Raw genomic sequence first — 23,383 nt, 5'->3', positions numbered from 1 at the left:
TCTAATAAAACATGGAGTGGGACAGAAATCTGATTTTGAAAAAATGATTTCGTCTTCCCACCCCGGAAAGGATGGCTAGTATTGAAACAAGCTTGGTTTGAATCGCATTTTCAATGCAGTCAGCTACTGCCAATATGAAAAGAGACTAGGACGTATCAATATTGTCCTAGCCTCTTAAATCCATAATGAATATTTAAATTAAATTTTGTTAACGATTGTTATTTTAATTGCTCAACAATTGCTTTATTAAAGTCATCTAAGTCGTCAGGTGTACGACTTGTAACGATATTGTTATCTACAACTACTGATTCATCTACAACTTGTGCCCCAGCGTTTGAAAGATCTTTTCTCACATTTAACACTGCAGTTAACGTTCTTCCTTTTAAATCATCAGTATCTATGAGTATTTGAGGTCCATGGCAAATCGCAAATGCTGGCACGTCATTTTTCGTGAAATATTTAGCAAATGTGCCATATCTTCCTTCTTCGTCACCTCTTAAATGGTCAGGTGCAAATCCTCCAGGAATTAATAAACCATCATAGTCTTCAGGTTTAGCATCAGCAATGCTTACATCAATCGTTACTTTTTCGCCATGTTTACCTACTACTTCATGGTTAGCAACATCGCCAATTATCACTGTTTCATGGCCAGCTTCTTCGATTGCTTCTTTTGGACTTGTTAATTCAATATCTTCAAATTCATTTGCAAGTATAATTGCTACTTTTTTTGCCATTTAAAATCACCTTTCTCTTTGCCGTTATATAATATGATATAACCAAAAAAGACAATTTTTAAACATTATCGGTATTACTTCTTTACTTAGATACTGATTTAACTTTTTCTTCTAGTTGATCTAATAAACCAATCCACTCATCTATATCTTCAACTTTAACTTCGTTAGGATTTACGTGATCAATGTCATCAATAAATTGCTCTAATCTATTTTTGATTTGATTCATAGTTTGATTTTCATCCATTGAATGTTAACTCCTTTATATATGATAATTACATATTAACATGTTCTGAACTAATAATGATAGCCGATATATTATATTACAGTTTAATTTTTACAACTTTTTGACGTTATGTGGTATACAGTCGCATTGGATTTTGTTTACAATAGAACAGATAAAATGAATATGAAGGAAAGAAGGATTAGTAATGACGATACACCAAATCCGTACTAAACAGCCCATTAGCATAAACAATGACCCTTGGGAAGCCTATACAGATATCGATATGCATAATCAACTCACTTTAAGTAATATAGAGTTTACCACTACAAACCTATGTAATATGCGTTGTAGTCACTGTGCTGTTGGTTATACACTACAAACGCAAGATCCTGACCCCTTACCTATGGACATTATTTATCGTCGTTTAGATGAAATCCCACATTTAAAAACGATGTCGATTACTGGTGGAGAACCGATGTTTTCAAAAAAATCTATCAAGCAAGTAGTTAAACCATTATTGAAATATGCCTATGATCGAGGGGTTTATGTACAAATGAATTCCAATCTTACGTTACCTCAAGATCGTTATTTAGACATTGCAGAATATATCGACGTAATGCATATCTCGCATAATTGGGGGACTTTAGATGAATTTGCAACAGTAGGATTTGGAGCAATGGAAAAACAACCACCTTTAAAAGCCAAGCTCAAACTTTATGACCAAATGCTCAATAACGCTCAAACCTTATCTGATCAAGGCATGTTTATTTCAGCAGAAACAATGTTAAATCAAAGTACTTTACCCTATTTAACAAAGATACATAACGAAATTGTGAAAGATATGAAATGTAGTAGACACGAAATCCATCCGATGTATCCCGCGGATTTTGCCAGTGACTTAAATGTTTTGTCCTTAAAAGAGATGAAACAAGCGATTCATCAGTTACTCGATATGCGAGACGAAAACACTTGGATGCTATTTGGCACACTACCTATTTATCCATGTATAAAGGATGATGACGACCAAGCTTTATTACACCGCCTGCGTCAAAGTAAAAATGTCACTATGCGAAATGATCCGGATGGTCGTAATCGTTTAAACGTAAATGTATTTACGGGTAATGTGATAGTAACTGATTTTGGTGATGAGACAGGTACTATATCTAACATCAAACATGATAATTTGCCTACGGTTTTCGATAAATGGTTAAATTCTTCATTAGCACAAAGTTTAAATTGTCATTGTCCTGCATTTAAATGTTTAGGTCCTAACGTTTTAGTTAAAGATATGTATTATCCAACGACAAACTTTAAAGAAAATGAAAAACGTATGCATCAACTATATAATTAATTATAAAATATCTGGGATATCATTGATTTGTCCCACTTCAAAGACTGTCAATAAATTTGTTGGCAGTCTTTGTGTACGCTTTTCGTAAGCACTGCCCATATGAAACAAAAAATAAATCAATAGATATAAATAACCAAACCTTAAGTGAATTCACCTAAGGTTTGGTTATGTTTTAAATGCCGAGATATCATTGGATTGACTCGGCCTCTCATTTTCCAAGGTAGGACGAAAATGTGTTAAATAACATCAGTTTGCTGCCCCACTCTCTTCTACTTTAATTTTTACTAACTATTCTATGTGTTGTACTTTCTCTAAAAATTCAATTGTATCTTTACTTTCGATTCTACGCTCTTTTCTACGTTTAACTCGAATATTAGCAGAGTCGTAAAACCATTTTTCTGTTTCTGTTTCCGGATACACTTCAGGAATGGTTGTTGGCTTTCCATCATCATCCAAAGCGACAAAAGTAAGAAAACTTAATGCTCCTAATTGGCGCTCACCTTTAATTAAATCTTCAATTATAATTTGAACACATACTTCCATTGATGTGCTACCAGCGTAACTAACCATTGACTCATATGATAAAATTGCACCTGTTTTAATCGGCATTAAAAAGTCTACAGAGTCCGTTGATGCTGTTACAACTTGTGCATTTGCATGTTTCATAGCAGTAATGGCGGCAATCTCATCAATATTGGCCATTAATGTGCCACCAAACATTGTATGGTGATGATTCGTGTCCTGTGGAAATACTTGTCGAGCTTTAACGCTTCTAGCTTCAGACATTGGTTTGCTTGCTCTATTTTTCATAATCATTTCCCTTCCCCGTGCGTGAATTAACTATTATGCTTACTTAGCCCAATTACCTTGTTCAAAAACAAGTTCTTCTGTTCCATCTTGTGTGATTCCATAGATAGTTAAGTCAGCACTACCAATCATAAAATCAACATGAATCAATGAGTCGTTTAATCCACTCGCAACTTTTTCTTCAGTTGTCATTTCTGTTCCATTTTCAATATTGAAACCATATGCTGAACCTAATGCGATATGACAAGAAGCATTTTCATCAAACAGTGTATTGAAAAACACAGTATTACGATTAGAAATCGGTGAATCATCTGGCACTAAAGCAACTTCGCCTAAGCGCTTAGCGCCCTCATCTGTAGATAATAAAGTTTTCAAAGCTTCTTCACCCTGTTCTGCAACAACATCAACTACTACTCCATCTTTAAAAGTTAACTTAAAGCCATCTATAATATTTCCATTATGACTTAATGGTAATTTATTCGTAACATAGCCATTAACACGTTCACGATGTGGTGCAGTAAACACTTCTTCAGTTGGTATATTAGCGACAAAGGCTTGTCCATTACTTGTATAACTCGTAGCATCTTCCCATATATGCCCCTCTGGTAAACCAATAGTTAAATCTGTACCTTCTGATTCATATCTTAATACCGAATAATTTTTAGCTTGTAGTCTTTCAGCATGTTTACTTAAATTAGCGACATGTTGTTGCCAATTTTCAGTAGGATCATTACCATCCACTCTTACAATATCGAGTACTTCATCAATAAACTTAGAATATGCCTCTTCTTCGGATAATTCAGGATATACTTTTTTGGCCCAAGCTTTAGACGGGTATGCTGCAACACACCACGGAAATTCATTTTTTTGACTTGCTTCCATATATCCTTTATATGCAAGACTATATTCCTTTTGAAATGTTGCTAATTTGTCAGCTTCAATGCCATTTAATAATTCCGGATCTTGCGTTATAAGTGCTAAATTTGCAGCACCACGTTGTGCATAATCCATTCTTTTATCTACTTCATAAGATTTAACTTCATTATGTTCAAAATGTTCAGTTGTTTCATGTTCAAATTTTAAACGTGTCAAACGATCATCACTGTATTCGACTTTGACATCTGAAGCACCTCTTTTATAAGCTGCTTCAACTATGTAATGCGTTAATTCTAATGCATCAACACTAGAGCGAATATATACTGGTTGATTTTGTTGTACATTCATTCCTACATCAACTAATAGTTGAGCGTATTGTTGTAATTTATATTGTAAGTCAGACATGCTAACACTCCTTATTTACGTATTTGGCCTAATGCATCCGCAATAGCAGTCGCTTCACTTGGTGTAAATGAAGATTTCGTTGTTACATAACTATGAATTTCCTGTATTTCTTTTTCATCTGCATCTTCAAATTTAGCTGGGTCAATGACGCTTTGATTAACTAAATTTAGACGCTCTCTAATTTCTATTATCATTTGTTCATTTTTATTAGTCATTTATATCACCTCTTTATCAATTTATTTTATCAAATAATGCAATCATGTAAAATTTTTATTACGATTCAGCTTTAGAAATACTTAAAAAACCGGTAAAATAGGTGTATGTAGTAATTAATATGGAGGTAATCAGTTATGGTAACAGTTGCATTTGTCTGTTTAGGCAATATTTGCCGTTCTCCGATGGCAGAAGGTATTATGAAGCAACGCTTACAAGATAGAAACATCACGGGGATACGTGTAAAATCTCGTGGAACGGGTAAATGGAATTTAGGTCAACCACCACACGAAGGTACGCAACAAATATTGCAAAGTCAAAATATTCCAACTGATGGAATGATTAGTGAATTGTTTGAACCGAATGATGATTTCGACTATATTATAGCGATGGACCAAAGTAATGTCGAAAATATTAAAAAAATTAATCCATCTATCAAAGGAAAGTTGTTCAAATTACTAGAATTTAGTAGTATGGAAGAAAGTGATGTACCAGATCCTTATTACACTAATAACTTTGAAGGTGTTTTTGAAATGGTACAATCAGCTTGTGATAACTTAATTGATTATATTGTAAAAGACGCTAACTTAAGAGAGGGGTAACACACAATGAAAAATAAATTAGTTCCAGGTATATTATTAGGTGCAGTTATTGGCGGCGCAGCTACTTTAGCTGACAAATCAACACGTGAATCATTAAAACAATCTATTCAAGATGCTAAAAACGGTAACCGTCAAAGCAAACCATCTGCAATTAGCAATATTAAAGATGAAGTTCTATATTGGAAAGATGCGATTGAAGAAATCAGACGTAATAATCCTGAATTAGAAAAATCTTTAAAAGATGCTAAAGATACATTTGTAGAAAAGAAAAATAACCGTCTTAATGGTTAAGTTTCTCTATAGCATGAGCTATGCAATGACTTGATCACGTATTTAACAAGCTCGTGCTTTAATCTTGAGCATAGAATTTATATTCAATACATTCATTAAGGCTGGAACATTTATAATGTCCCAGCCTTTTACTAAACAATTATCGCACTGTTATTATTTACATTGTCTTAAAATTTTATATGGTTAACAATTATTTTTTAATATCATAATAATGTATTTACCTATTTTAATTTATACAGTATATTATTAGTAGTTATTAAAAAGTTAAGGAGATCAGATATGTCAAAGAACAAACCTACAACTTCTAAATTTTTAAATTCTATTAAAAATAAGGAACATAATAAAAATAACAAGTCTAACAAGGTTGAAACTGATCGTACATACGTTACACCTAATGAATTCCACTCCAAAGATACTAAAAAAGACAACCAAGCATTCTTTGTCTCACGTATAAATAAGCCAGCCAAATATACAAAAGATTCGAACTTTTTGTCGTATTTAGTTTATCGAATTGGTAAAGACGATGCATCTGGTTTAGCGGCACAATTATCATATTACTTTATGCTTTCTCTTTTCCCAATGTTAATCTTTCTATTAACAATCGTACCTGTAGTTGGCGTAAAGCAAGAAACAATTCAAAATATGATAAGCCAAAACGTGCCACCCGACTATGCTGAACAAGTATCTCATTTAATATCAGACATAATGGATAATGCCAGTGGCGGCTTACTATCTGTTGGTTTAATTTTATCTCTGTGGTCTGCATCTAACGGTATGACAGCATTAATGAATTCATTTAATGTTGCCTATGATGTTGAAGATAGTCGTAATTTCGTCGTTGCTAAATTATTAAGCGTCGTTTTCACATTAGCCATGATTATTATTTTACCAATTGCCATGATTTTACCAGCATTTGGCGAACAAATTGGTTCATTATTATTTGGACCTCTAGGTCTAGGAGAACAAATCAGTTGGCTCTTTAGTATTGTTCGTATTGTGTTACCATTTATTATCGTCTTATTGGCATTTATGGTGCTATATACATTAGCCCCTAATGTCAAAATTAAAATATCTTCTGTTATTCCAGGAGCTGTATTTGCGACGATTGTCTTTATAGTAGGGTCATTTTTATTCGGCTATTACGTTTCTAATTTCTCGAATTATTCTAAAACATACGGTAGTATTGCAGGGATTATCATTTTAATGCTTTGGTTATATATTACTGGTTTTATTATTATTATCGGTGCTGAAATTAATGCAATTATTCACCAACGTAAAATTATCTCAGGACCAACACCTGAAGAACGCACAATGCAAGCTATTGAACAAAATAAAGATGACAAAGCTAATTTTTCTTAAGTTATATAATAAAAAAAGCAGGTCACCTCGCATTTATCTAAAATGCCGGTGACCTGCTTTTTTTATTGAATTAAATTATGTTGGAATGCATAGATTACTGCTTGTGTACGGTCTTGTACTTCTAATTTACTTAATATATTACTTACGTGTGTTTTAACTGTTTTAATAGTAATGTGTGATGCGCTAGCAATTTCTTGGTTAGAATAACCTTTAGCAATTAACAATAATATTTCCATCTCTCGCTCTGTCAACATCTCATAAAGCTCAGCACGTTGTTTCATACGATTACGCATTTTCACTAATACTTCTGCTTCAAACACAGCCTCACCATGATATGTCTTACGCACCGCTTCGGCAATATCACTTGCACTTGTAGTTTTTAAAATATAGCTATCTACACCTGAATCTAACGCACGATATACTTCATTATCTTCTATATAACTTGTTAACATAACTACTTTAATTTGCGGTAAGTCTTTTTTTACTTGCGCAGTTGCATCTACCCCATCCATATCATCCATAACTAAATCCATTAGTATTAAATCGGGTTGTAACTTATGTGCTAATTCAATTGCTTCATTACCTGACTTACCTTCGCCTACTACTTCTATATCTTGTTGTGTTGATAAATAACTAGAAATTCCAATCCGAACCATTTCATGGTCATCTACAAATAATACTTTAATTGGCATCTATATCCTCCTTATCTAATGGTGCTTTCACTTCTATTCTAGTACCTGAATCAGGCAGCGATACAATATGGAATGTGGCACCTATTTCTAATGCACGCTCCCGCATATTTTTCAATCCATAACTTTGTTCAGCTTTATCATCTACGTTAAAACCAATACCGTTATCTTGAATACGTAATAATAAATATGCTTCTTGATTAAATAATTCAATTGTTACTTTTGTACCGTTGGAATGACGTAATGTATTGGATATCGCTTCTTGCGTAATACGAAACAAATGATCTTCAATACCTTTAGGTACAGTAAAATCTTCAATGTCATGTATGACCTTCATTGGTACTTTTTTCTGTAAATCGACAACTAAATCTTTAATACCTTCTCCGAGAGACTTATCTTTTAAACCAATTGGTCTTAAATGTAGTAATAATGCTCTCATTTCTAGTTGAGAATCTTGTACCATTTTTTCTAATGTAGGGATTTGTTGATCTAAAGGTGGTGTTAATTGAGATTCTTTGATAGCTGATAACATCATGCTAGCTGCAAAAAGTTGCTGACTCACTGAATCATGTAATTCCCTAGCCAATCTTTGTCGTTCATCTTCGATTATTTTTTTAACTTTGACATCGTTTAAATTATAAGATTCATTTGTTAAATTTTGGGTCTTCATTCGCAGTTTATGTACTTCTTGATTGAGTGGAACTAACGTTTGATAGAGCTCTATAGTTTCATTATAAAGTTCTATATCTTGGTCATTAATCCCTACTGTTTCTCCTTCAATTGAACGTTCAATTTGTGTTTGTAGCCAATGGTTTTGCTGGTTTATTTTATAAGCTAAAACCGATCCTACAATGATACATAATAAAATTATGAGCAAATTTAAAAATAAAAATACTGGAATACCAAATATTTGGGTATAAAACATACCTTGAAAATACATAATATTTACAAATATTTTATCTATAAAGAAAAAAGCAATTAATGTACTATATACTAATATTAGCATAGAGCCTATTGCTCTAATGTAGTGATTCATCTATAAATCACCTCAACATCTCCTATTAAACTAGATACGTATATATTTACATTGTAATTTTCTTCTTTGGTTTCTTCATTAATTTTAATGTTATTATTTTCAATTTTATATGATTTATCATTGAGATAAGCATTGCCGTACAAAGCACTAAAATGGAAATTCAAATTGTAATTAAGTGGTACGATAATTTGAATGCGACCAATGAGTTGTCTTACTACAATAGTATTATTTTCTTTAATGTTGGCTGCTTTTGTCATATCAATGTGTATGTCGCCAATACCATGTTGTATTTGTAAATCTTCCCATTTGTATACATACACAGGTGTACGTTGTTCACCAAACCATTTTTGTTTTATAAATTCTGGATTGTCCACTTCAGATTCAGCTGCAACAACTTTTAAAGGTTTGAATTTGTAAATAAGATACTTTACAATCAAAGCTACTAAAAAGATAAATAAAATAATGATCGTATATTTATTTGATAGCAATGTAAAAGCAATTAATAACACACCTATCCAAAAAGATAACAACCCTCTTATCTTATGGAAATATACATAGCCTACATAAACTAAGATACATCCTAATAACAACACTAATAAAAAGCCAATTTTCTCAAAAAAGATATAGTAAAAATTGGCTATAATCATCAATGCTGTAAAGATAATCAACATCTCTGTCGATATATACTTATGTGTCATGGTTCGCCACCTTTCTTTAAGCGACTAAACTTATGCGTTCGATTAAATCACATTCTGTTTCTGTGTTGATTTTTTCTTTTGCTTGTAGTGATAAATCTGTCTCAATACGTGCATAGTCAGCTTCCATTACATTTAACTTTTGTTTTATTGCTTCAATATCATCATGTTCAATTTCTTCTGCACAGTCAATATATTCTTCTTCAATCATATCGATATATTTATTTTCTAATCTTAATGCGAGACTGTCAATCATCTTACCTATGTAGTCCCTTTTTTGCACTAAATAGTTAATATAGCGTTCGATACTTTTAAGTTTTTGATCTAAATGTTCACGGTATGTGTTTAAACTAACTTCCATTGTTTGTTGACACACACGATTTAAATAAGTTGTAATATAATTCATGAAACCACCTCATCATTGATTAGATTTCATTATAAAAAATTACCGGAACCAATCCTATAGGCTCCGGAACCATATTACATTAAGACTTTAGACCGAACATTATTAATCAATTTTAGTTGTTAATAATGGGCCATCCTTCGTGACAATTACAGTATGTTCTATTTGGGCAACATAACTTTTATCTTTTGTTTCAAATGCCCATTCATTTTTGCCTTCTGTAACAAATGTTGCATTAGATGAAATGAATGGTTCAACAGCAATAACTGTGCCTTCTTTTAATAATGTTTTATCTTTTGGATCATAGTAATTCATCACGTGACTTGGTGCTTCATGTAATGATTGCCCTACGCCATGACCAGTTAAATTTTTAATAACTGTAACATCATTTTTACGTGCTGTAGCATGTACTGCCTTACCTATTTGACTTAATTTTGTTCCAGGTTTAACTTTCGTCATAGCCGCATCGAATGCTTCTAATGCCACATCACATACTTTTTGTTTCATTGGATTGTCTGCTTCACCTACTACAAATGAAATACCTGTATCTGCATAGTAACCATTTTTTAAAGCTGAAACATCAATATTTACTAAGTCTCCTTCACGAATGACACGTTTGCCAGGAATACCATGTGCGACTTCTTCATTTACGCTAATGCATGTTTGTCCTGGAAAGTTTTCGTCATGTATAGGTGCAGATAATGCTCCATGTTGTTCAAATAATTCTTTTGCGATATCATCTAATTCTTTTGTTGTAATACCAGGTACTGTTGCTTCTTGCATTTTATCTCTTATTAAAGCACAAATATACCCAATATCTTTCAAGGCTTGTAATTCTTCATTTGTTTTTACAATCATTTTATCCCGATCCTTTTTATAAAATTATATTACTTATTATTATAGCAGAAAAATTTTGATATAATAACTTACAGTATTAGAATACATACTAGTTTAACATTTTAACTTTTCAAATTACATAAACAGTTTTACACATCTGGTTATTATGATTAGGAGTTTTGAACTATGAACGATAAATGGTATAAAAATATTATTGGTGCACGTACACTTAAAACAGGACTAGCAACATTCTTAACAGCGCTCTTCTGTATGCTGCTAAATTTAAATCCTATTTTTGCTATATTGACAGCAGTCGTAACAATTGAACCTACTGCAAAAGCGTCAATAAAAAAAGGATACAAAAGACTACCTGCCACTGTTATTGGTGCACTTTTAGCTGTTATATTTACTTACCTATTCGGTGATCAATCTCCATTATCCTATGCGTTAAGTACTATGTTTACCATTTTAATTTGTACCCGCTTAAATTTACATGCAGGTACTACTGTTGCTACTTTGACAGCAGTTGCAATGATACCTGGTATACATGACGCATATATTTTTAATTTCTTTTCTAGATTACTAACTGCCTTTATTGGTTTAAGTACTGCGGCATTAGTCAATTTTATTATCTTGCCCCCAAAATATTATAATCAACTTGATCAACTAATTAAAGAGACTGAGTCTAAAATGTACAGTTTATATAGTAATCGCATGCAACAATTATTACTCAGTCAATTTAAATCCGAACAGTCAAACCAACAACTTAACCAATTATTAGATGCGAGCAAAAAAATAGAAACTTTAATTAATTATCAAAACGATGAATTAGCATATCATAAAAACGATAAGCAAGAATGGATAAAATTTAAAAAACTTCAAACTTTAGCACAAACAGATCGCCTTTTTATTTCTCATTTATCGAACATTATATATCTACCTAAACGCACAGCAATTGGCTTTGATATTGAAGAAAAATACGCAATCTTATCCATTGCAAATAGTATTAATCAAATAATAGCAACAGGTCATTTCAAAAGAGAAAAGCAAAGTGCTTCTATATTAAAAAATTCAGTTAAAGGACTGGATGAATTCGATGAACATCAACTTAAAAGTCACATCATTTACGAAATTTTATTGATTTATCGTATTTTAGATGAACGCTATGCGTAATCATAATACATATGTAAAACCACTAAGTATGCTTACTTAGACTTTCAAAACATAAACACCTCCTTCACATTAATTTGCAAAGGTGGTGTTTGTTTATTTTATCTATATAGTTTTTTCATAAAAGTAGTGTCTATCAGGCGTTCATTATTTATTTTACTAACTACATTGCTAATTTTTTAAGGTTCATGGCAGGACAAATTAGTGTGTTATTTATGAAAACTTTGGAATCCATATATCGTCCATCGAGCAAACTATACTGTTCTTTTGCATCGCCCAATTTTCTCTCAAATCACTCTTTTTTATCTTTTAATTTATATATTATTATATTGGCAATGCTTTGGGCCGACTCCTGCGGGAAGAGCACTAGCCGAAGACTACAGGCTAAGGCAGTGTCCGCGGAAAGCGTGTACAAAAACTGCCAACAAAGCCATAAACTTAGTCGACAATCTAAAAACCACTAAGTAAACTTAGTGGTTTTATTAATAGCTACTTTTTATTATTTTTCACGCGCTTAACTATAACTTGTTTTGCCGCTTCTTCTACTGTATTGTCTAATTGTTTTGGTTCGAAAGTAATACCTTTTCTCTCACATGCTTTTTCTAATAAGTAATCTGTTAATTCGTGATTTTTAGGCAATATTGGTCCATGTAAATATGTACCTAATAAGTTTTTATAATGAATACCTTCTTTGCCGTCTGTATCATTATTGCCGAATCCATGTGTGACTTTACCTAAAGTGCCAAACGAATGATATGTTCGACCACCATGATTTTCAAACCCTACAATAGTACCGAATGTGTCACTCTCTATTACAATATCACCAGTTAAACGCTCTTCTTTAGATTGTGTGTAAAAATCCAAAATATTTAAGCCTTCTAATTCTGTACCGTCTGGTGTTATATATTTACTACCTAAAAATTGATAACCGCCACAAATTGTTAAGCCTGGCATACCATCTTCAATAGCTTCTTTTAAAGTGTTTTTAATTTTACTTAATTCTTGGGTTGCTAGCGCTTGTTCTCTGTCGCTTCCACCACCAATGAAGAATAAATCACAATTTTCTAAAGTTACACCTTCAGTTTGGTTTATATCTTCGACATGAATTGTTATATTGCGTTGTTTTGCCCGTTGTTTTAATGCGATAATGTTGCCAATATCACTATATAAATTTAATTTATCTGGCATGAAATGATAAATGGTCAGTTCTTTCATTTAGTTTGCCTCCCCAAAAGAACGATTTAACTGATCTAACATAGGTGCTAATGAAGTATAATTTGGAATTGCTACTGTAAAACTAGCATAATTCATTGTTAGCGCTGACGCTTTGTGAATATCTTTTTCTACGATAATTGGAGCCGTTATTTCAGCTAGCTTTAATCGTAAATGTAATTCTTCTGCTCTATTCCCAGTTACAATTATTGCTTCGATAGTTTGACGTGATAACTTTTCAAAATCTGCATCATAAATCCATGATGTATCTCGACCGTCTGCTGGATTGTCATTTAAACCTAGAACATATACTTTGCTACCTTCTATTTCTTCACCTACTGACAGACTGGCATTCATACCTGCAGGGTTTTTAGCTAAGTTAATCATGGCCTCTTTTTCCCCATGTTTAAAATACTGCATGCGTCCATTTTGTGATGTATATGTTTCAAAGCCTTTACGAATAAGGTCATCTTCTAAACCTAATTCTCGTAAAACTGTGTAAGCAGCTAATGAGTTATATGCGTTAAAATCTCCTGCTATTTTCATGTTCATAGTGGTTTCATTCACTACCATATTTATAAATGGTGATAATGTAAATTCAGAAATCTCATATTTAGGTTGTTCACGCTTGAACCCACACGCACAGTGATAATGTCCAATTTGATTATAATGTATATAGTCATAATGTAATAATTTTCCACAGTTTGGACAATATTTACTTTCATTCATTGTACTTTGCTCAAATTGATGGGCATTTTTTTCGATACCATAATATAAAACTGTATCGCTCGCTATTTTTAATCTACTAACAAAAGGATCGTCTGCATTTAACAATAATTTTATTCCCTTATTTTCAATTGCTTTAGCAATATTATTAACCATTATATCAATTTCACCAAAACGGTCCATTTGATCTCTGAAAAAGTTAGTAAATACCATCATTGTCGGAGTCATCTCTTTTAATACTCTTGGAATACTACCCTCGTCTATCTCAATAACAGCTATTTTTGTATTAGCCGTATTTTGTAATATGAATGCTGAAGTGATACCAGCAGCCATGTTAGCTCCTTCATTATTATGTATGATGTCAATATCATTTTTCTTTAAAGTGTGACCAATTAAATTAGATGTAGTTGTTTTCCCATTTGTACCACTAATAAATACAATTTCATCTACTTTTGAAGCTAAATTTTTCAATATATTTTTATCCACTTTTCGCGCAATTTGGCCAGGTAAGTCTGTTCCTTTCTTACCGACAGCTCTACTAGCTGACCTTGCCAATTTGGCTAATCGAGTTGCAGTCCAATGTCTCATAAGTTTCCTCCCTTAATTATTCGCTAAAATATTATAACACGATTTAATTGCTTTCCAAACCATTCTCAATTAAAAAGGTTTGACAATACACAGATTGTAATTATTATTATTTACTAAAAACAATGGTTTTGCTATACTTGTACCAATTACACCAATAGGAGGCTGTTATTTATGTTAAATAAAGAATTGTTAAATGCTTTAAATGAACAAATGAACCATGAATTTTTTGCAGCACATGCTTATATGGCAATGGCTGCATACTGTGATAAAGAGTCCTATGAAGGTTTTGCAAATTTTTATATCCAACAAGCAAAAGAAGAACGTTTCCATGGTAAGAAAATTTATGATTATATCAATGATCGTGGTGAGCATGCCGTATTTTCTGCTATATCAGCTCCTAAATCAGAATTCAAAAGTATCTTAGAAACTTTTGAAGATGGACTAACTCAAGAGCAAGATGTTACTCGTAGATTTTACAACTTATCAGATATCGCGAACAAAGATAAAGATTATGCTACTATTTCATTTTTAAACTGGTTCTTAGATGAACAAGTAGAAGAAGAATCAATGTTTGAAACTCATATTGATTACTTAAAACGTATTGGCGATGACCACAATACGTTATATCTATATGAAAAAGAGCTTGCTGCACGTTCTTTTGATGAAGAGGAATAATAAGTTTCATCTAATAAATTAATACGATACATTACCATGAGGTTGGGACGTGTGATTATTGTTTGAAGTACCTATAATGAGGACTCAGATTTTAAGCACTGCTGTCACAATCTCATGTTTATTATATAATAAATATTATCTATTGTATGTTAAAATACCTCGTGAACTATTTTTTTATAGTAATATGTCTAAAACTCATTTTCACACAGAAAGGATTTAAAGCTAATGAACGATAATGCCTTCGTAGCACTTGATTTTGAAACTGCAAATGGAAAACGTACTAGTATTTGTTCTATAGGTATGGTCAAAGTTGTGAACCATGAAATCGTAGAAACTTTTTATACGCTCATCAATCCTCATGATTACTTTTCACAACAAAACATAGCAGTTCATGGTATACAAAGTAGTGATGTCAAATCAGCTCCAACTTTCGCAGAAGTATATCCTTATATGATGCAATTTATCAATCAATTACCAGTGGTAGCTCATAATGCTTCTTTTGATATGACTGTACTACATGAAAGTATCAAGTATATTCACTGTGATACACCAGCTATGACGTATTTTTGCTCATTGCAATTAGCACGACGTACTGTCAGTAACTCGCGTTATGGGTTAAACCATATGATGAAATTTTATAATTTAGATTTTCATGGACATCATGATGCGCTTAACGATGCTAAAGCTTGTGCTATGATTACGTTTCGCCTATTAAAACACTATGATAACTTACAAGCCATGTTAAACGTCTATGGTAAACAATTACAAGATAAGGATTAATTTAAATAATCATATATCGTCATATTTTCAAATGTCGTTTTTTCTAAATTTCCAACAGTTACTCCTACTAACCGAATCGGCACATCCGCTTCTTTTAATTCTGTAAACAAAGCATACGCAATATTGTATATATCTGTTTCAGACCTCACTGGCTCTCTCAAACTTCTTTGCTTAGAGTATGTTTCAAATTTATATGTCTTGATTTTTACGGTTACTGTTTTGGCCGACTTTTGTAATTTTGCTAATCTTTCAGCTGTTTTAGTGCTCAGTTCCCATACCTTTTGCAGTATTGCCTCATCATCATTCATATCTGTAGCAAAAGTACGTTCAGTACCTACTGATTTACGAATTCGCGTAGGCTTTACTAAATTATGATCGATACCTCGGGCTTTATTATATAAGCCGTGACCTCGCTTCCCAAACAACCGCACTAAATTATATTCACTTTGTTCATATAAATCTCGGCCACAAAAAATCTCATGGTCGTGCATTTTCTGTTTAGTTGCTTTTCCAATACCGGGAAAGTCTCCAATATCTAAGCCCATTAAAATATCATGCACATTATGATAATCAATAATTGTTAAGCCATTAGGTTTATTCATACCACTCGCTAATTTTGCTAGAAATTTATTGTATGAAACACCTGCAGATGCTGTGAGCTGTGTTTGCTCCCATATATCACGTCTGATGAATTGTGCAATCGTTGATGCTGGTAAGTCAGGTCTCACTAAATGTGTTATATCTAAATATGCTTCATCCAATGATAGTGGCTCAACAATTTCAGTATAACTTTTAAAAATGCTCATAATAATTTTTGAGGCCGCTCTATATGCTTCAAAACGATGCGTTACATAATAACCATTGGGACATAATTTATGCGCTTGAGCCATAGGCATTGCTGAGTGAACACCATATTTCCTTGCTTCATATGAAGCCGTAGACACTACACCTCGTCCACTTGCTTTACCACCTACTATGACTGGTTTCCCTTTTAAAGATGGATTATCTCTCGTTTCAACTTGTGCAAAAAAGTAATCCATGTCAATATGAATTATTCGTCTTTCATGCATAACTTTTCCCTCCTGCACAATAATTTGTTCATCCATGTATCATCAACCAGTTAAATTATAATACAATCAAACAAAAAACACTCCAAAAGCTTGTCCTACTGACATGTTGGAGTGAATCATTTGTACTATTATTTTGTTTCTGATTGTACTTCTTGTAATGGTGATTCTGTGTAATAAATTAGACCTTCTTCAGTGTCTTCAATGTATTTCACTTTATTATTTAATACTCCCATTACAAAATATAAATCAAGAAGACAATAACCTATATGAAAACTTCCAATAAATATTAATGATGAATAAGAAAAGAATAAGAATAATATTGAAAGTACTGTTGTTATAACAACTAACGGTGTAAGCATGATTATGGCATATTGCCATTTTTTAAAGTAAACGTTAGGCATATGTGTTGATATTATGCCAAAGTGGAAGCGATGAATAGGCTTATTTCCTTTGGAAAAACCTCGGAATAACAAGTTATGAATAAATTCATGTATAACTGCTACAACTACAAATCCAATCACACCGAAAAGTATATTCAATATTAAATTTTGTTCTATGATATGCGTATACGCATAAGCAATTTTATATGAACACAAAATGGTAATCATAATAACCGCAAGTTGAAACAATGCAAAGCGCTCTAGCGCCTTTTTATTTGAAAACAAACTAACTTTAAACACTATTCACCCTCCTCACTCAATCACATTAATATTAATTTCAATTTTGATTATAAATGCCTATATTATAAAATTCAATAAAATAAATTGTCTGTAATATAGTTTTAATAAACTTTTCCATATTGAAACATTTTACACTGCATCATTCGTTAGATGTCAAGCGTTCAAAAAGCGCCACTGTTTCTACATGAGTTGTTTGTGGAAACATATCGACTGGTGTAATTTGGGTAAGATTATATTTTGTTGCAAGTATTTGTGCATCACGTTGTTGTGTAGAAGGATTACAAGATATATAGACTATTTTTTTGGGTTCTAAGGCTAATAATGTATTTAAAAATGTTTCATCACAGCCTTTTCTTGGAGGGTCTACCATCACAACATCTGGGTGTACTCCTTCTTGTTTCCATTGTAAGATAACATCTTCAGCTTTACCACAGACGAAAGTTGTATTTTCAAATTCATTAAGTTGAGCATTTTGCTTAGCATCCTCGATTGCTTCTTTGACTACTTCGACACCATAAACATGTTTTGCTTTAGGAGCCATATATAACCCGATTGTACCAATACCACAATACGTATCTAGTACTATTTCATTTCCTGCTAAATTAGCATAATCAATAGCTTTTTGATAAAGTTTTTCAGTCTGAGCAGAATTGATTTGATAAAAGGATTGATCACTGATTTTAAATGTAATTTCACTTAAAGTATCAATGATTTTATCTTCACCATATAATGTATATGACTGATCACCCATAATGACATTAGAATGTGTCGTATTAATATTTTGCTTAATACTCGTCACTTGGGGAAAGTTCTGTATTAAACGTGAAATAAGTTGTTGAGCTTGCGGGAATTGTTTTCCATTAGTGACTAAAATCACCATTAAATCGTTTGTATGATGACCAGTACGAACTACTAAATGACGCAACAAACCTTTTTTTGTTTTTTCATTATAAATACTAATATTTAATTCATTACAACATTGTTTAATAAAATTCATCATGTGTTGATGTTGTTCATCTTGTATTAGACACTCGTCCATATTAATAATATCGTGACTTCTCTGACGGTAAAAGCCCATTATTGCTTGGTCATCACTATTTTTCCCAATAGGAATTTGTGATTTATTTCTATATCGCCATGGATTAGTCATCCCAATAGTATCGCCTATAATTGTTGAGTTAAAATTAGCTTTTCTATGAAATAATGTGATAACTTGTTCTTTTTTCATCGCTAATTGTGTTTCATAACTCATATGTTGTAACTGACAGCCACCGCATTTATAGTAATACACACAAGGTGGTTCCACTCGCTCAGGGCTTGTTGTCGCTATTGTTAGTAATTTACCTATGGCAAAATTCTTTTTTACCTTGATAATTTTAAATTCAATCGTTTCATCAATTAAAGAATTAGGCACAAAAATAGGATAACGATCAATTTTTACTACACCATGTCCTTCATGTGTTAGGTCCACTACTTTTCCAGTTCTTACTTCGTTTTTTTGAATAGTATTCACAGTCATTCACTCCATACTAAAAGAGGCTAGGATGTTTTTAGATATTTACCTAACCTCTTATTATTAAACTACGTGCTCGTATATTACATTTATTATTGCTCTGTTAACTCACTGATTGTTACATCACTAGGTGTGAATACTTCGATGTGTTGCTTTAAGTTTAAAAAGTTACCAGGTAATTTGCCTCCATATTCTCCATCAACATTTAGCTGCATATCTGTATATGAAGAAATATTAATTGCTTTTGCTTTTTTATAATGAACTTTCGGATGTTTAGTATGTTCTCCTCTAGAAGCCAAAGTCATAATATGTCCTAATTCTGCTAGGTTTGCTTTCTCAACTATAATAAGTGAAAAATAGCCATCATCTAACTTAGCGTCAGGTACTAACTTTTCAAAGCCAGCCATAGAATTAGTTAACCCAAGCAAGAATAGTAAAGCTTCACCTTGGAAAACTTCATCGTCATATTGGATTCTTAAATCAACTGCCTTCATCTGAGGTAACATTTCAAAGCCTTTGATATAGTAAGCAAATGGTCCAACAATTGTTTTCAACTTACTAGGTGTCTCATAAGATACTTGTGTTAATTGGCCACCTGCAGCTAAGTTTATAAAATATCTGTTATTCATTTTTCCTATATCGACCTTAGTTATGTGATTATCGATAATAACATCAATAGCACTCATGATATCATTAGGCAAATGTAAAGCGCGTCCAAAGTCATTGACTGTCCCCATAGGTATAATACCTAATTTAGGTCTGTTGGGTTGTTCAGCAATCCCATTAACGACCTCATTTAAAGTACCATCTCCACCTGCAGCTATTAATACATCATAATTTCCTTGCAAAGCTCTTTGGGCTTCTTCAGTTGCGTCTCCACTTTTCTCGGTAGCATAAGCGCTTGTTTCAAATCCTGCTTTTTCTAGTTTAATTAAAACGTCTGGCAATGTTCTTTTAAAAAGCTCTTTGCCTGACGTTGGATTATAAATAATTCTAGCTTTTTTTCTCATAATTTATCCCTCAACTTAGTATACTCATCTTCTATATTAAAGGATTTAGAAACGAGTTGAAAGCATTTCAATTATATATTTTTGTCTCAACTCAAATTTTTTACACAATAAGTTACCTGCGAGTAATTTATTGTGCTCGCAGGTAACTGAAAATAACTATAGATTTAACTTACAATTAACGTTTATCCAATTCTTGTTTTAATAATTGATTAACTAATTGTGGGTTTGCTTGTCCTTTAGAAGCTTTCATGATTTGGCCAACTAAATATCCCATAGCTTTGCCTTTACCATTTTTATAATCTTCAACAGATTGTTCATTATTATCCAACGCTTCATTGACGAATTTTAATAATGTTGCTTCATCAGAGATTTGTACTAATCCTTTGTCTTCCATAATTTGTTTTGCATCGCCACCATTTTCTGCTAGCTCTGGGAAGACTTTTTTAGCAATCTTACTACTCATTGTTCCATCTTCTATTAAATTAATCATGCCAGCTAAGTTCTCTGGTGTTAATTGAGTGTCTTGTAATTCTACTTGATTTTTATTCAAATATTCATTTACCCCACCCATTAACCAGTTTGATGTTAATTTAATATCTGCTCCAGCTTTTACTGCACCTTCAAAGAAATCTGACATTTCTTTTGTCAGTGTTAAGACGTGGGCATCATATGCTGGTAAACCATAATCGGAAACATATTTTGCTTTACGTGCATCTGGTAATTCTGGAATAGTTTGACGTACACGTTCTTTCCACGCTTCATCAACGTATAGCGGTACGATATCTGGTTCTGGGAAGTAACGATAGTCATCTGAACCTTCTTTAACACGCATTAAAATTGTTTTGCCATTTGATTCATCAAATCTGCGTGTTTCTTGTAAGATTTCTCCACCGTTTAATAATTCTTCTTCTTGGCGTTTTTCTTCATATTCTAAACCTTTACGCACATAGTTAAAGGAGTTTAAGTTTTTCAATTCAGCTTTTGTACCGAATTCCATTTGCCCGTATGGACGTAATGATATATTAGCGTCGCAACGTAATGAACCTTCTTCCATTTTACAATCAGAAACACCTGTATATTGAATAATAGAACGTAGTTTTTCTAAGTATGCATATGCTTCTTTAGGAGAACGAATATCTGGCTCTGATACAATTTCAACTAATGGTGTACCTTGTCTATTTAAATCAACAAGTGAGTAACCATCTTTATGTGAGGATTTCCCAGCATCTTCTTCCATATGCAAACGTGTAATACCAATACGTTTTGTTTCACCATCTACTTCAATATCAATATAACCATTTTCACCTATTGGTTGGTCAAATTGAGAAATTTGATATGCTTTTGGATTATCAGGATAAAAATAGTTTTTACGATCAAATTTAGATTCAGTTGCAATATCCATATTTAAAGCCATTGCAGCTCTCATAGCCCAATCGACTGCACGTTTGTTAACAACTGGTAATACACCTGGATATGCAAGGTCAATTACGTTAGTATTTGAGTTTGGTTCAGCTCCAAAATGTGCAGGGGCTGGTGAAAACATTTTTGATTCGGTTTTTAACTCAACGTGGACTTCAAGTCCGATAACAGTTTCAAAATGCATTATTTCCACTCCTTATAAGTTTTCGTATTCATCATGAAGATTAAATTTAGTTTCATATTGATAAGCGACACGATATAACGTTTTTTCATCGAACGGTTTACCAATGAATTGTAAGCCAATTGGGCGACCATTTGATTGACCACAAGGAACAGAAATACCTGGTAACCCAGCTAAGTTAACTGGTGTAGTTAATAGGTCATTTGCATACATTGTTAAAGGATCGTCAATTTCATCTCCAATGTTGAAAGCAGTTGTAGGTGTTGTTGGTCCTACTACTACATCATAATCTTCAAAGATATTATCGAAGTCGTTTTTAATTAATGTTCTAACTTTTTGTGATTTTTTATAAAATGCATCATAGTATCCAGAACTTAGAGCGAATGTTCCTAAGAAAATACGACGTTTTACTTCTTCGCCGAAGCCTTCACTTCTTGACATTTTATATAATTCTTCAAGTGAGTTTGCTTCTGGTGAATGATAACCATAACGAATACCATCAAAACGAGATAAGTTTGATGATGCTTCTGATGATGCAATTACATAATATGATGGAATACCGTATTTCGTATTTGGTAATGATACTTCTTCAACAGTGGCACCTAATGATTTTAAAATGTCTACTGCAGTTTTAACTGATGCCTTAACTTCTTCATCAATTCCTTCACCTAAATACTCTTTAGGTAACGCAATTTTTAATCCTTTAATATCTTGACCAATAGTAGAAGTGAAATCCACATTTTCAACTGGTGCACTTGTTGAATCATTTTCATCAACACCAGCAATAGCTTCAAGCACTAATGCATTATCTTTAACGTTGCGCGTTAATGGTCCAATTTGGTCTAATGAAGAGGCAAATGCTACAAGTCCAAAACGTGATACTCTTCCGTATGTAGGTTTCATCCCAACTATGCCGCAATATGCTGCAGGTTGACGAATGGAACCTCCTGTATCAGTACCTAATGTAAATGGAACTAAACCAGCTGCTACTGCTGCTGCAGAGCCACCAGAAGAACCACCAGGTACAGCTGTATGATCGAATGGGTTTACTGTTTTCTTGAAATAAGAAGTTTCTGTAGAACCACCCATTGCAAATTCATCTAAATTTACTTTCCCGACTAATACAGCATTTTCAGCTTTCAATTTATTCATCACTGTTGATTCATATATCGGTACAAAGCCTTCTAACATTTTACTAGCACATGTCGTTTCGACACCTTCAGTAATAATGTTATCTTTGATTCCCATTGGAATACCAAAAAGTTTACCTTCCATTTGATCTTTAGCTTGTAAGTCATCTAATTCTTTAGCTTTTTGTAATGCATTTTCTTTATCTAAAGCTAAAAATGATTTTATTGTAGGATCTGTTTCTTCAATTGCATCATATATATCACTTACAATTTGTGATGGTGTTACTTCTTTATTTTTAATTAAAGTTATTAGGTTTTCCACAGATTCGTAACGGATGGTCATTTTAAGCGTCCTCCTCATTCATGATAGATGGTACTTTAAATTGTCCATCTTCCGTTTCTTTTGCATTTTTTAATGCTTGCTCTTGAGGAATACCCTCTATCGCTTTGTCTTCTCTTAATACATTTTGTAAATCAAGGACATGATATGTTGGTTCAATATCGCTTGTCTTTGCAGAATCTATTTGATTGGCAAAATTTAAAATTGTTTCTAACGTTTCTTGCATTTCTGTAGTTTCTTCTTCTGAAATTTGAAGTCTAGCTAAATTTGCTATATGTTCAACTTCTTCACGTGTAACTTTAGCCATTAAATAAAAAGCCTCCTTTTACTCATTCATTACAAAATTGTACCAAAATTCGCCTTAAAAA

General features: G+C 32.6%; 26 protein-coding genes. 7 read left to right on the top strand and 19 right to left on the bottom strand.

All coding sequences use genetic code 11. From position 1 onward, the window contains the following. Window positions 1–218 precede the first annotated feature (218 nt). Both CD036_RS08120 and CD036_RS08115 read right to left on the bottom strand, forming a co-directional pair. A complete protein-coding gene (locus CD036_RS08120; protein ID WP_002509190.1) occupies window positions 219–734 on the bottom strand; it encodes a type 1 glutamine amidotransferase domain-containing protein in 516 nt (171 codons plus the stop codon). Window positions 735–816: 82 nt separating this feature from the next. After that, complete coding sequence (locus CD036_RS08115) at window positions 817–978, bottom strand: SE1561 family protein (protein ID WP_002509189.1); 162 nt, start codon at window positions 976–978, stop codon at window positions 817–819. Between the two features lie 184 nt (window positions 979–1,162). On the opposite strand from CD036_RS08115, the gene yfkAB reads away from it, so the two are divergent. Then, window positions 1,163–2,308 carry a radical SAM/CxCxxxxC motif protein YfkAB gene (gene yfkAB, locus CD036_RS08110; protein ID WP_103388401.1) on the top strand — a complete coding sequence of 382 codons (1,146 nt, stop codon included), beginning with the start codon at window positions 1,163–1,165 and terminating at the stop codon, window positions 2,306–2,308. Between the two features lie 288 nt (window positions 2,309–2,596). Here the strand turns inward: yfkAB and CD036_RS08105 are convergent, their stop codons facing one another. The 3 genes from CD036_RS08105 to CD036_RS08095 are packed head-to-tail and all read right to left on the bottom strand — an operon-like array spanning window position 2,597 to window position 4,611. Next, a complete protein-coding gene (locus CD036_RS08105) occupies window positions 2,597–3,124 on the bottom strand; it encodes an acyl-CoA thioesterase (RefSeq protein ID WP_103388400.1) in 528 nt (175 codons plus the stop codon). Between the two features lie 33 nt (window positions 3,125–3,157). Beyond that, entirely contained in the window at window positions 3,158–4,396 is a 1,239-nt protein-coding gene (locus tag CD036_RS08100; RefSeq protein WP_103388399.1) for an aminopeptidase, read from the bottom strand. Window positions 4,397–4,407: 11 nt separating this feature from the next. Then, complete coding sequence (locus CD036_RS08095) at window positions 4,408–4,611, bottom strand: DUF1128 family protein (RefSeq protein WP_021459025.1); 204 nt, start codon at window positions 4,609–4,611, stop codon at window positions 4,408–4,410. Window positions 4,612–4,746: 135 nt separating this feature from the next. Between CD036_RS08095 and CD036_RS08090 the strand changes: the two genes are divergently transcribed. From CD036_RS08090 to CD036_RS08080, 3 genes are all read left to right on the top strand, one after another. Further along, window positions 4,747–5,211, top strand: coding sequence for a low molecular weight protein-tyrosine-phosphatase (locus tag CD036_RS08090; RefSeq protein WP_002509184.1), 465 nt, complete (start codon window positions 4,747–4,749; stop codon window positions 5,209–5,211). 6 nt (window positions 5,212–5,217) lie between these two features. Then, window positions 5,218–5,502, top strand: a complete 285-nt coding sequence (locus tag CD036_RS08085; protein ID WP_002509183.1) for a hypothetical protein — start codon at window positions 5,218–5,220, stop codon at window positions 5,500–5,502. 279 nt (window positions 5,503–5,781) lie between these two features. Continuing rightward, window positions 5,782–6,861: a YihY/virulence factor BrkB family protein gene (locus CD036_RS08080; RefSeq protein WP_103388398.1), complete on the top strand. Its 1,080-nt coding sequence runs from the start codon at window positions 5,782–5,784 to the stop codon at window positions 6,859–6,861. A gap of 62 nt (window positions 6,862–6,923) precedes the next feature. Here CD036_RS08080 and vraR read toward each other — a convergent pair whose 3' ends face one another. The 5 genes from vraR to map form a co-directional block, all read right to left on the bottom strand. Beyond that, window positions 6,924–7,553, bottom strand: a complete 630-nt coding sequence (gene vraR, locus CD036_RS08075) for a response regulator transcription factor VraR (RefSeq protein ID WP_002509181.1) — start codon at window positions 7,551–7,553, stop codon at window positions 6,924–6,926. After that, on the bottom strand, window positions 7,543–8,586 hold the full coding sequence (vraS, locus tag CD036_RS08070; protein ID WP_002509180.1) for a sensor histidine kinase VraS: 1,044 nt from the start codon (window positions 8,584–8,586) through the stop codon (window positions 7,543–7,545). The genes vraR and vraS overlap by 11 nt, the downstream gene beginning before the upstream one ends. Next, window positions 8,583–9,284 (bottom strand): cell wall-active antibiotics response protein VraT, encoded by a 702-nt coding sequence (vraT, locus tag CD036_RS08065; RefSeq protein WP_002509179.1) that lies wholly within the window; start codon window positions 9,282–9,284, stop codon window positions 8,583–8,585. Before vraT ends, vraS begins: the two co-directional genes overlap by 4 nt. A 16-nt stretch (window positions 9,285–9,300) precedes the next feature. After that, complete coding sequence (locus tag CD036_RS08060; RefSeq protein WP_002509178.1) at window positions 9,301–9,687, bottom strand: hypothetical protein; 387 nt, start codon at window positions 9,685–9,687, stop codon at window positions 9,301–9,303. Window positions 9,688–9,789: 102 nt separating this feature from the next. After that, window positions 9,790–10,542 (bottom strand): type I methionyl aminopeptidase, encoded by a 753-nt coding sequence (gene map, locus CD036_RS08055; RefSeq protein WP_021459027.1) that lies wholly within the window; start codon window positions 10,540–10,542, stop codon window positions 9,790–9,792. Between the two features lie 165 nt (window positions 10,543–10,707). On the opposite strand from map, the gene CD036_RS08050 reads away from it, so the two are divergent. Then, the gene (locus tag CD036_RS08050) at window positions 10,708–11,694 is read left to right on the top strand and encodes an FUSC family protein (protein WP_103388397.1); all 987 of its coding nucleotides are present in this window, start codon (window positions 10,708–10,710) and stop codon (window positions 11,692–11,694) included. Between the two features lie 486 nt (window positions 11,695–12,180). On the opposite strand, the gene gatD is transcribed toward CD036_RS08050, so the two are convergent. Next, window positions 12,181–12,906: a lipid II isoglutaminyl synthase subunit GatD gene (gene gatD, locus CD036_RS08045; protein WP_021459029.1), complete on the bottom strand. Its 726-nt coding sequence runs from the start codon at window positions 12,904–12,906 to the stop codon at window positions 12,181–12,183. Continuing rightward, the gene (murT, locus tag CD036_RS08040; RefSeq protein ID WP_103388396.1) at window positions 12,907–14,217 is read right to left on the bottom strand and encodes a lipid II isoglutaminyl synthase subunit MurT; all 1,311 of its coding nucleotides are present in this window, start codon (window positions 14,215–14,217) and stop codon (window positions 12,907–12,909) included. Between the two features lie 171 nt (window positions 14,218–14,388). On the opposite strand from murT, the gene ftnA reads away from it, so the two are divergent. Beyond that, entirely contained in the window at window positions 14,389–14,892 is a 504-nt protein-coding gene (gene ftnA, locus CD036_RS08035; RefSeq protein WP_002509173.1) for an H-type ferritin FtnA, read from the top strand. A gap of 225 nt (window positions 14,893–15,117) precedes the next feature. Further along, complete coding sequence (locus CD036_RS08030) at window positions 15,118–15,672, top strand: 3'-5' exonuclease (protein ID WP_021459031.1); 555 nt, start codon at window positions 15,118–15,120, stop codon at window positions 15,670–15,672. Here the strand turns inward: CD036_RS08030 and dinB are convergent. From dinB to gatC, 7 genes are all read right to left on the bottom strand, one after another. Continuing rightward, entirely contained in the window at window positions 15,669–16,742 is a 1,074-nt protein-coding gene (gene dinB / locus CD036_RS08025) for a DNA polymerase IV (protein WP_002509171.1), read from the bottom strand. The genes CD036_RS08030 and dinB overlap by 4 nt on opposite strands. Window positions 16,743–16,870: 128 nt before the next feature. After that, on the bottom strand, window positions 16,871–17,422 hold the full coding sequence (locus tag CD036_RS08020; protein ID WP_021459032.1) for a DUF3267 domain-containing protein: 552 nt from the start codon (window positions 17,420–17,422) through the stop codon (window positions 16,871–16,873). A 139-nt stretch (window positions 17,423–17,561) separates the two neighbouring features. Beyond that, on the bottom strand, window positions 17,562–18,935 hold the full coding sequence (gene rlmD / locus CD036_RS08015) for a 23S rRNA (uracil(1939)-C(5))-methyltransferase RlmD (protein WP_103388395.1): 1,374 nt from the start codon (window positions 18,933–18,935) through the stop codon (window positions 17,562–17,564). Between the two features lie 92 nt (window positions 18,936–19,027). Beyond that, on the bottom strand, window positions 19,028–19,945 hold the full coding sequence (locus CD036_RS08010) for a diacylglycerol kinase (RefSeq protein WP_002509168.1): 918 nt from the start codon (window positions 19,943–19,945) through the stop codon (window positions 19,028–19,030). Between the two features lie 175 nt (window positions 19,946–20,120). Further along, complete coding sequence (gene gatB / locus CD036_RS08005) at window positions 20,121–21,548, bottom strand: Asp-tRNA(Asn)/Glu-tRNA(Gln) amidotransferase subunit GatB (RefSeq protein WP_002509167.1); 1,428 nt, start codon at window positions 21,546–21,548, stop codon at window positions 20,121–20,123. 12 nt (window positions 21,549–21,560) lie between these two features. Further along, window positions 21,561–23,018: an Asp-tRNA(Asn)/Glu-tRNA(Gln) amidotransferase subunit GatA gene (gene gatA, locus CD036_RS08000; RefSeq protein ID WP_021459034.1), complete on the bottom strand. Its 1,458-nt coding sequence runs from the start codon at window positions 23,016–23,018 to the stop codon at window positions 21,561–21,563. 1 nt (window position 23,019) lies between these two features. Further along, window positions 23,020–23,322 (bottom strand): Asp-tRNA(Asn)/Glu-tRNA(Gln) amidotransferase subunit GatC, encoded by a 303-nt coding sequence (gene gatC, locus CD036_RS07995; RefSeq protein WP_002509165.1) that lies wholly within the window; start codon window positions 23,320–23,322, stop codon window positions 23,020–23,022. Window positions 23,323–23,383 lie beyond the last annotated feature (61 nt).

Origin of the sequence: Staphylococcus arlettae, from assembly GCF_002902345.1 — a bacterium.
In the GTDB taxonomy this organism is placed as follows: domain Bacteria; phylum Bacillota; class Bacilli; order Staphylococcales; family Staphylococcaceae; genus Staphylococcus; species Staphylococcus arlettae.
The sequence above is the reverse complement of the archived record's forward strand: the minus strand, read 5'-3'. Positions and strand labels throughout refer to the sequence as shown.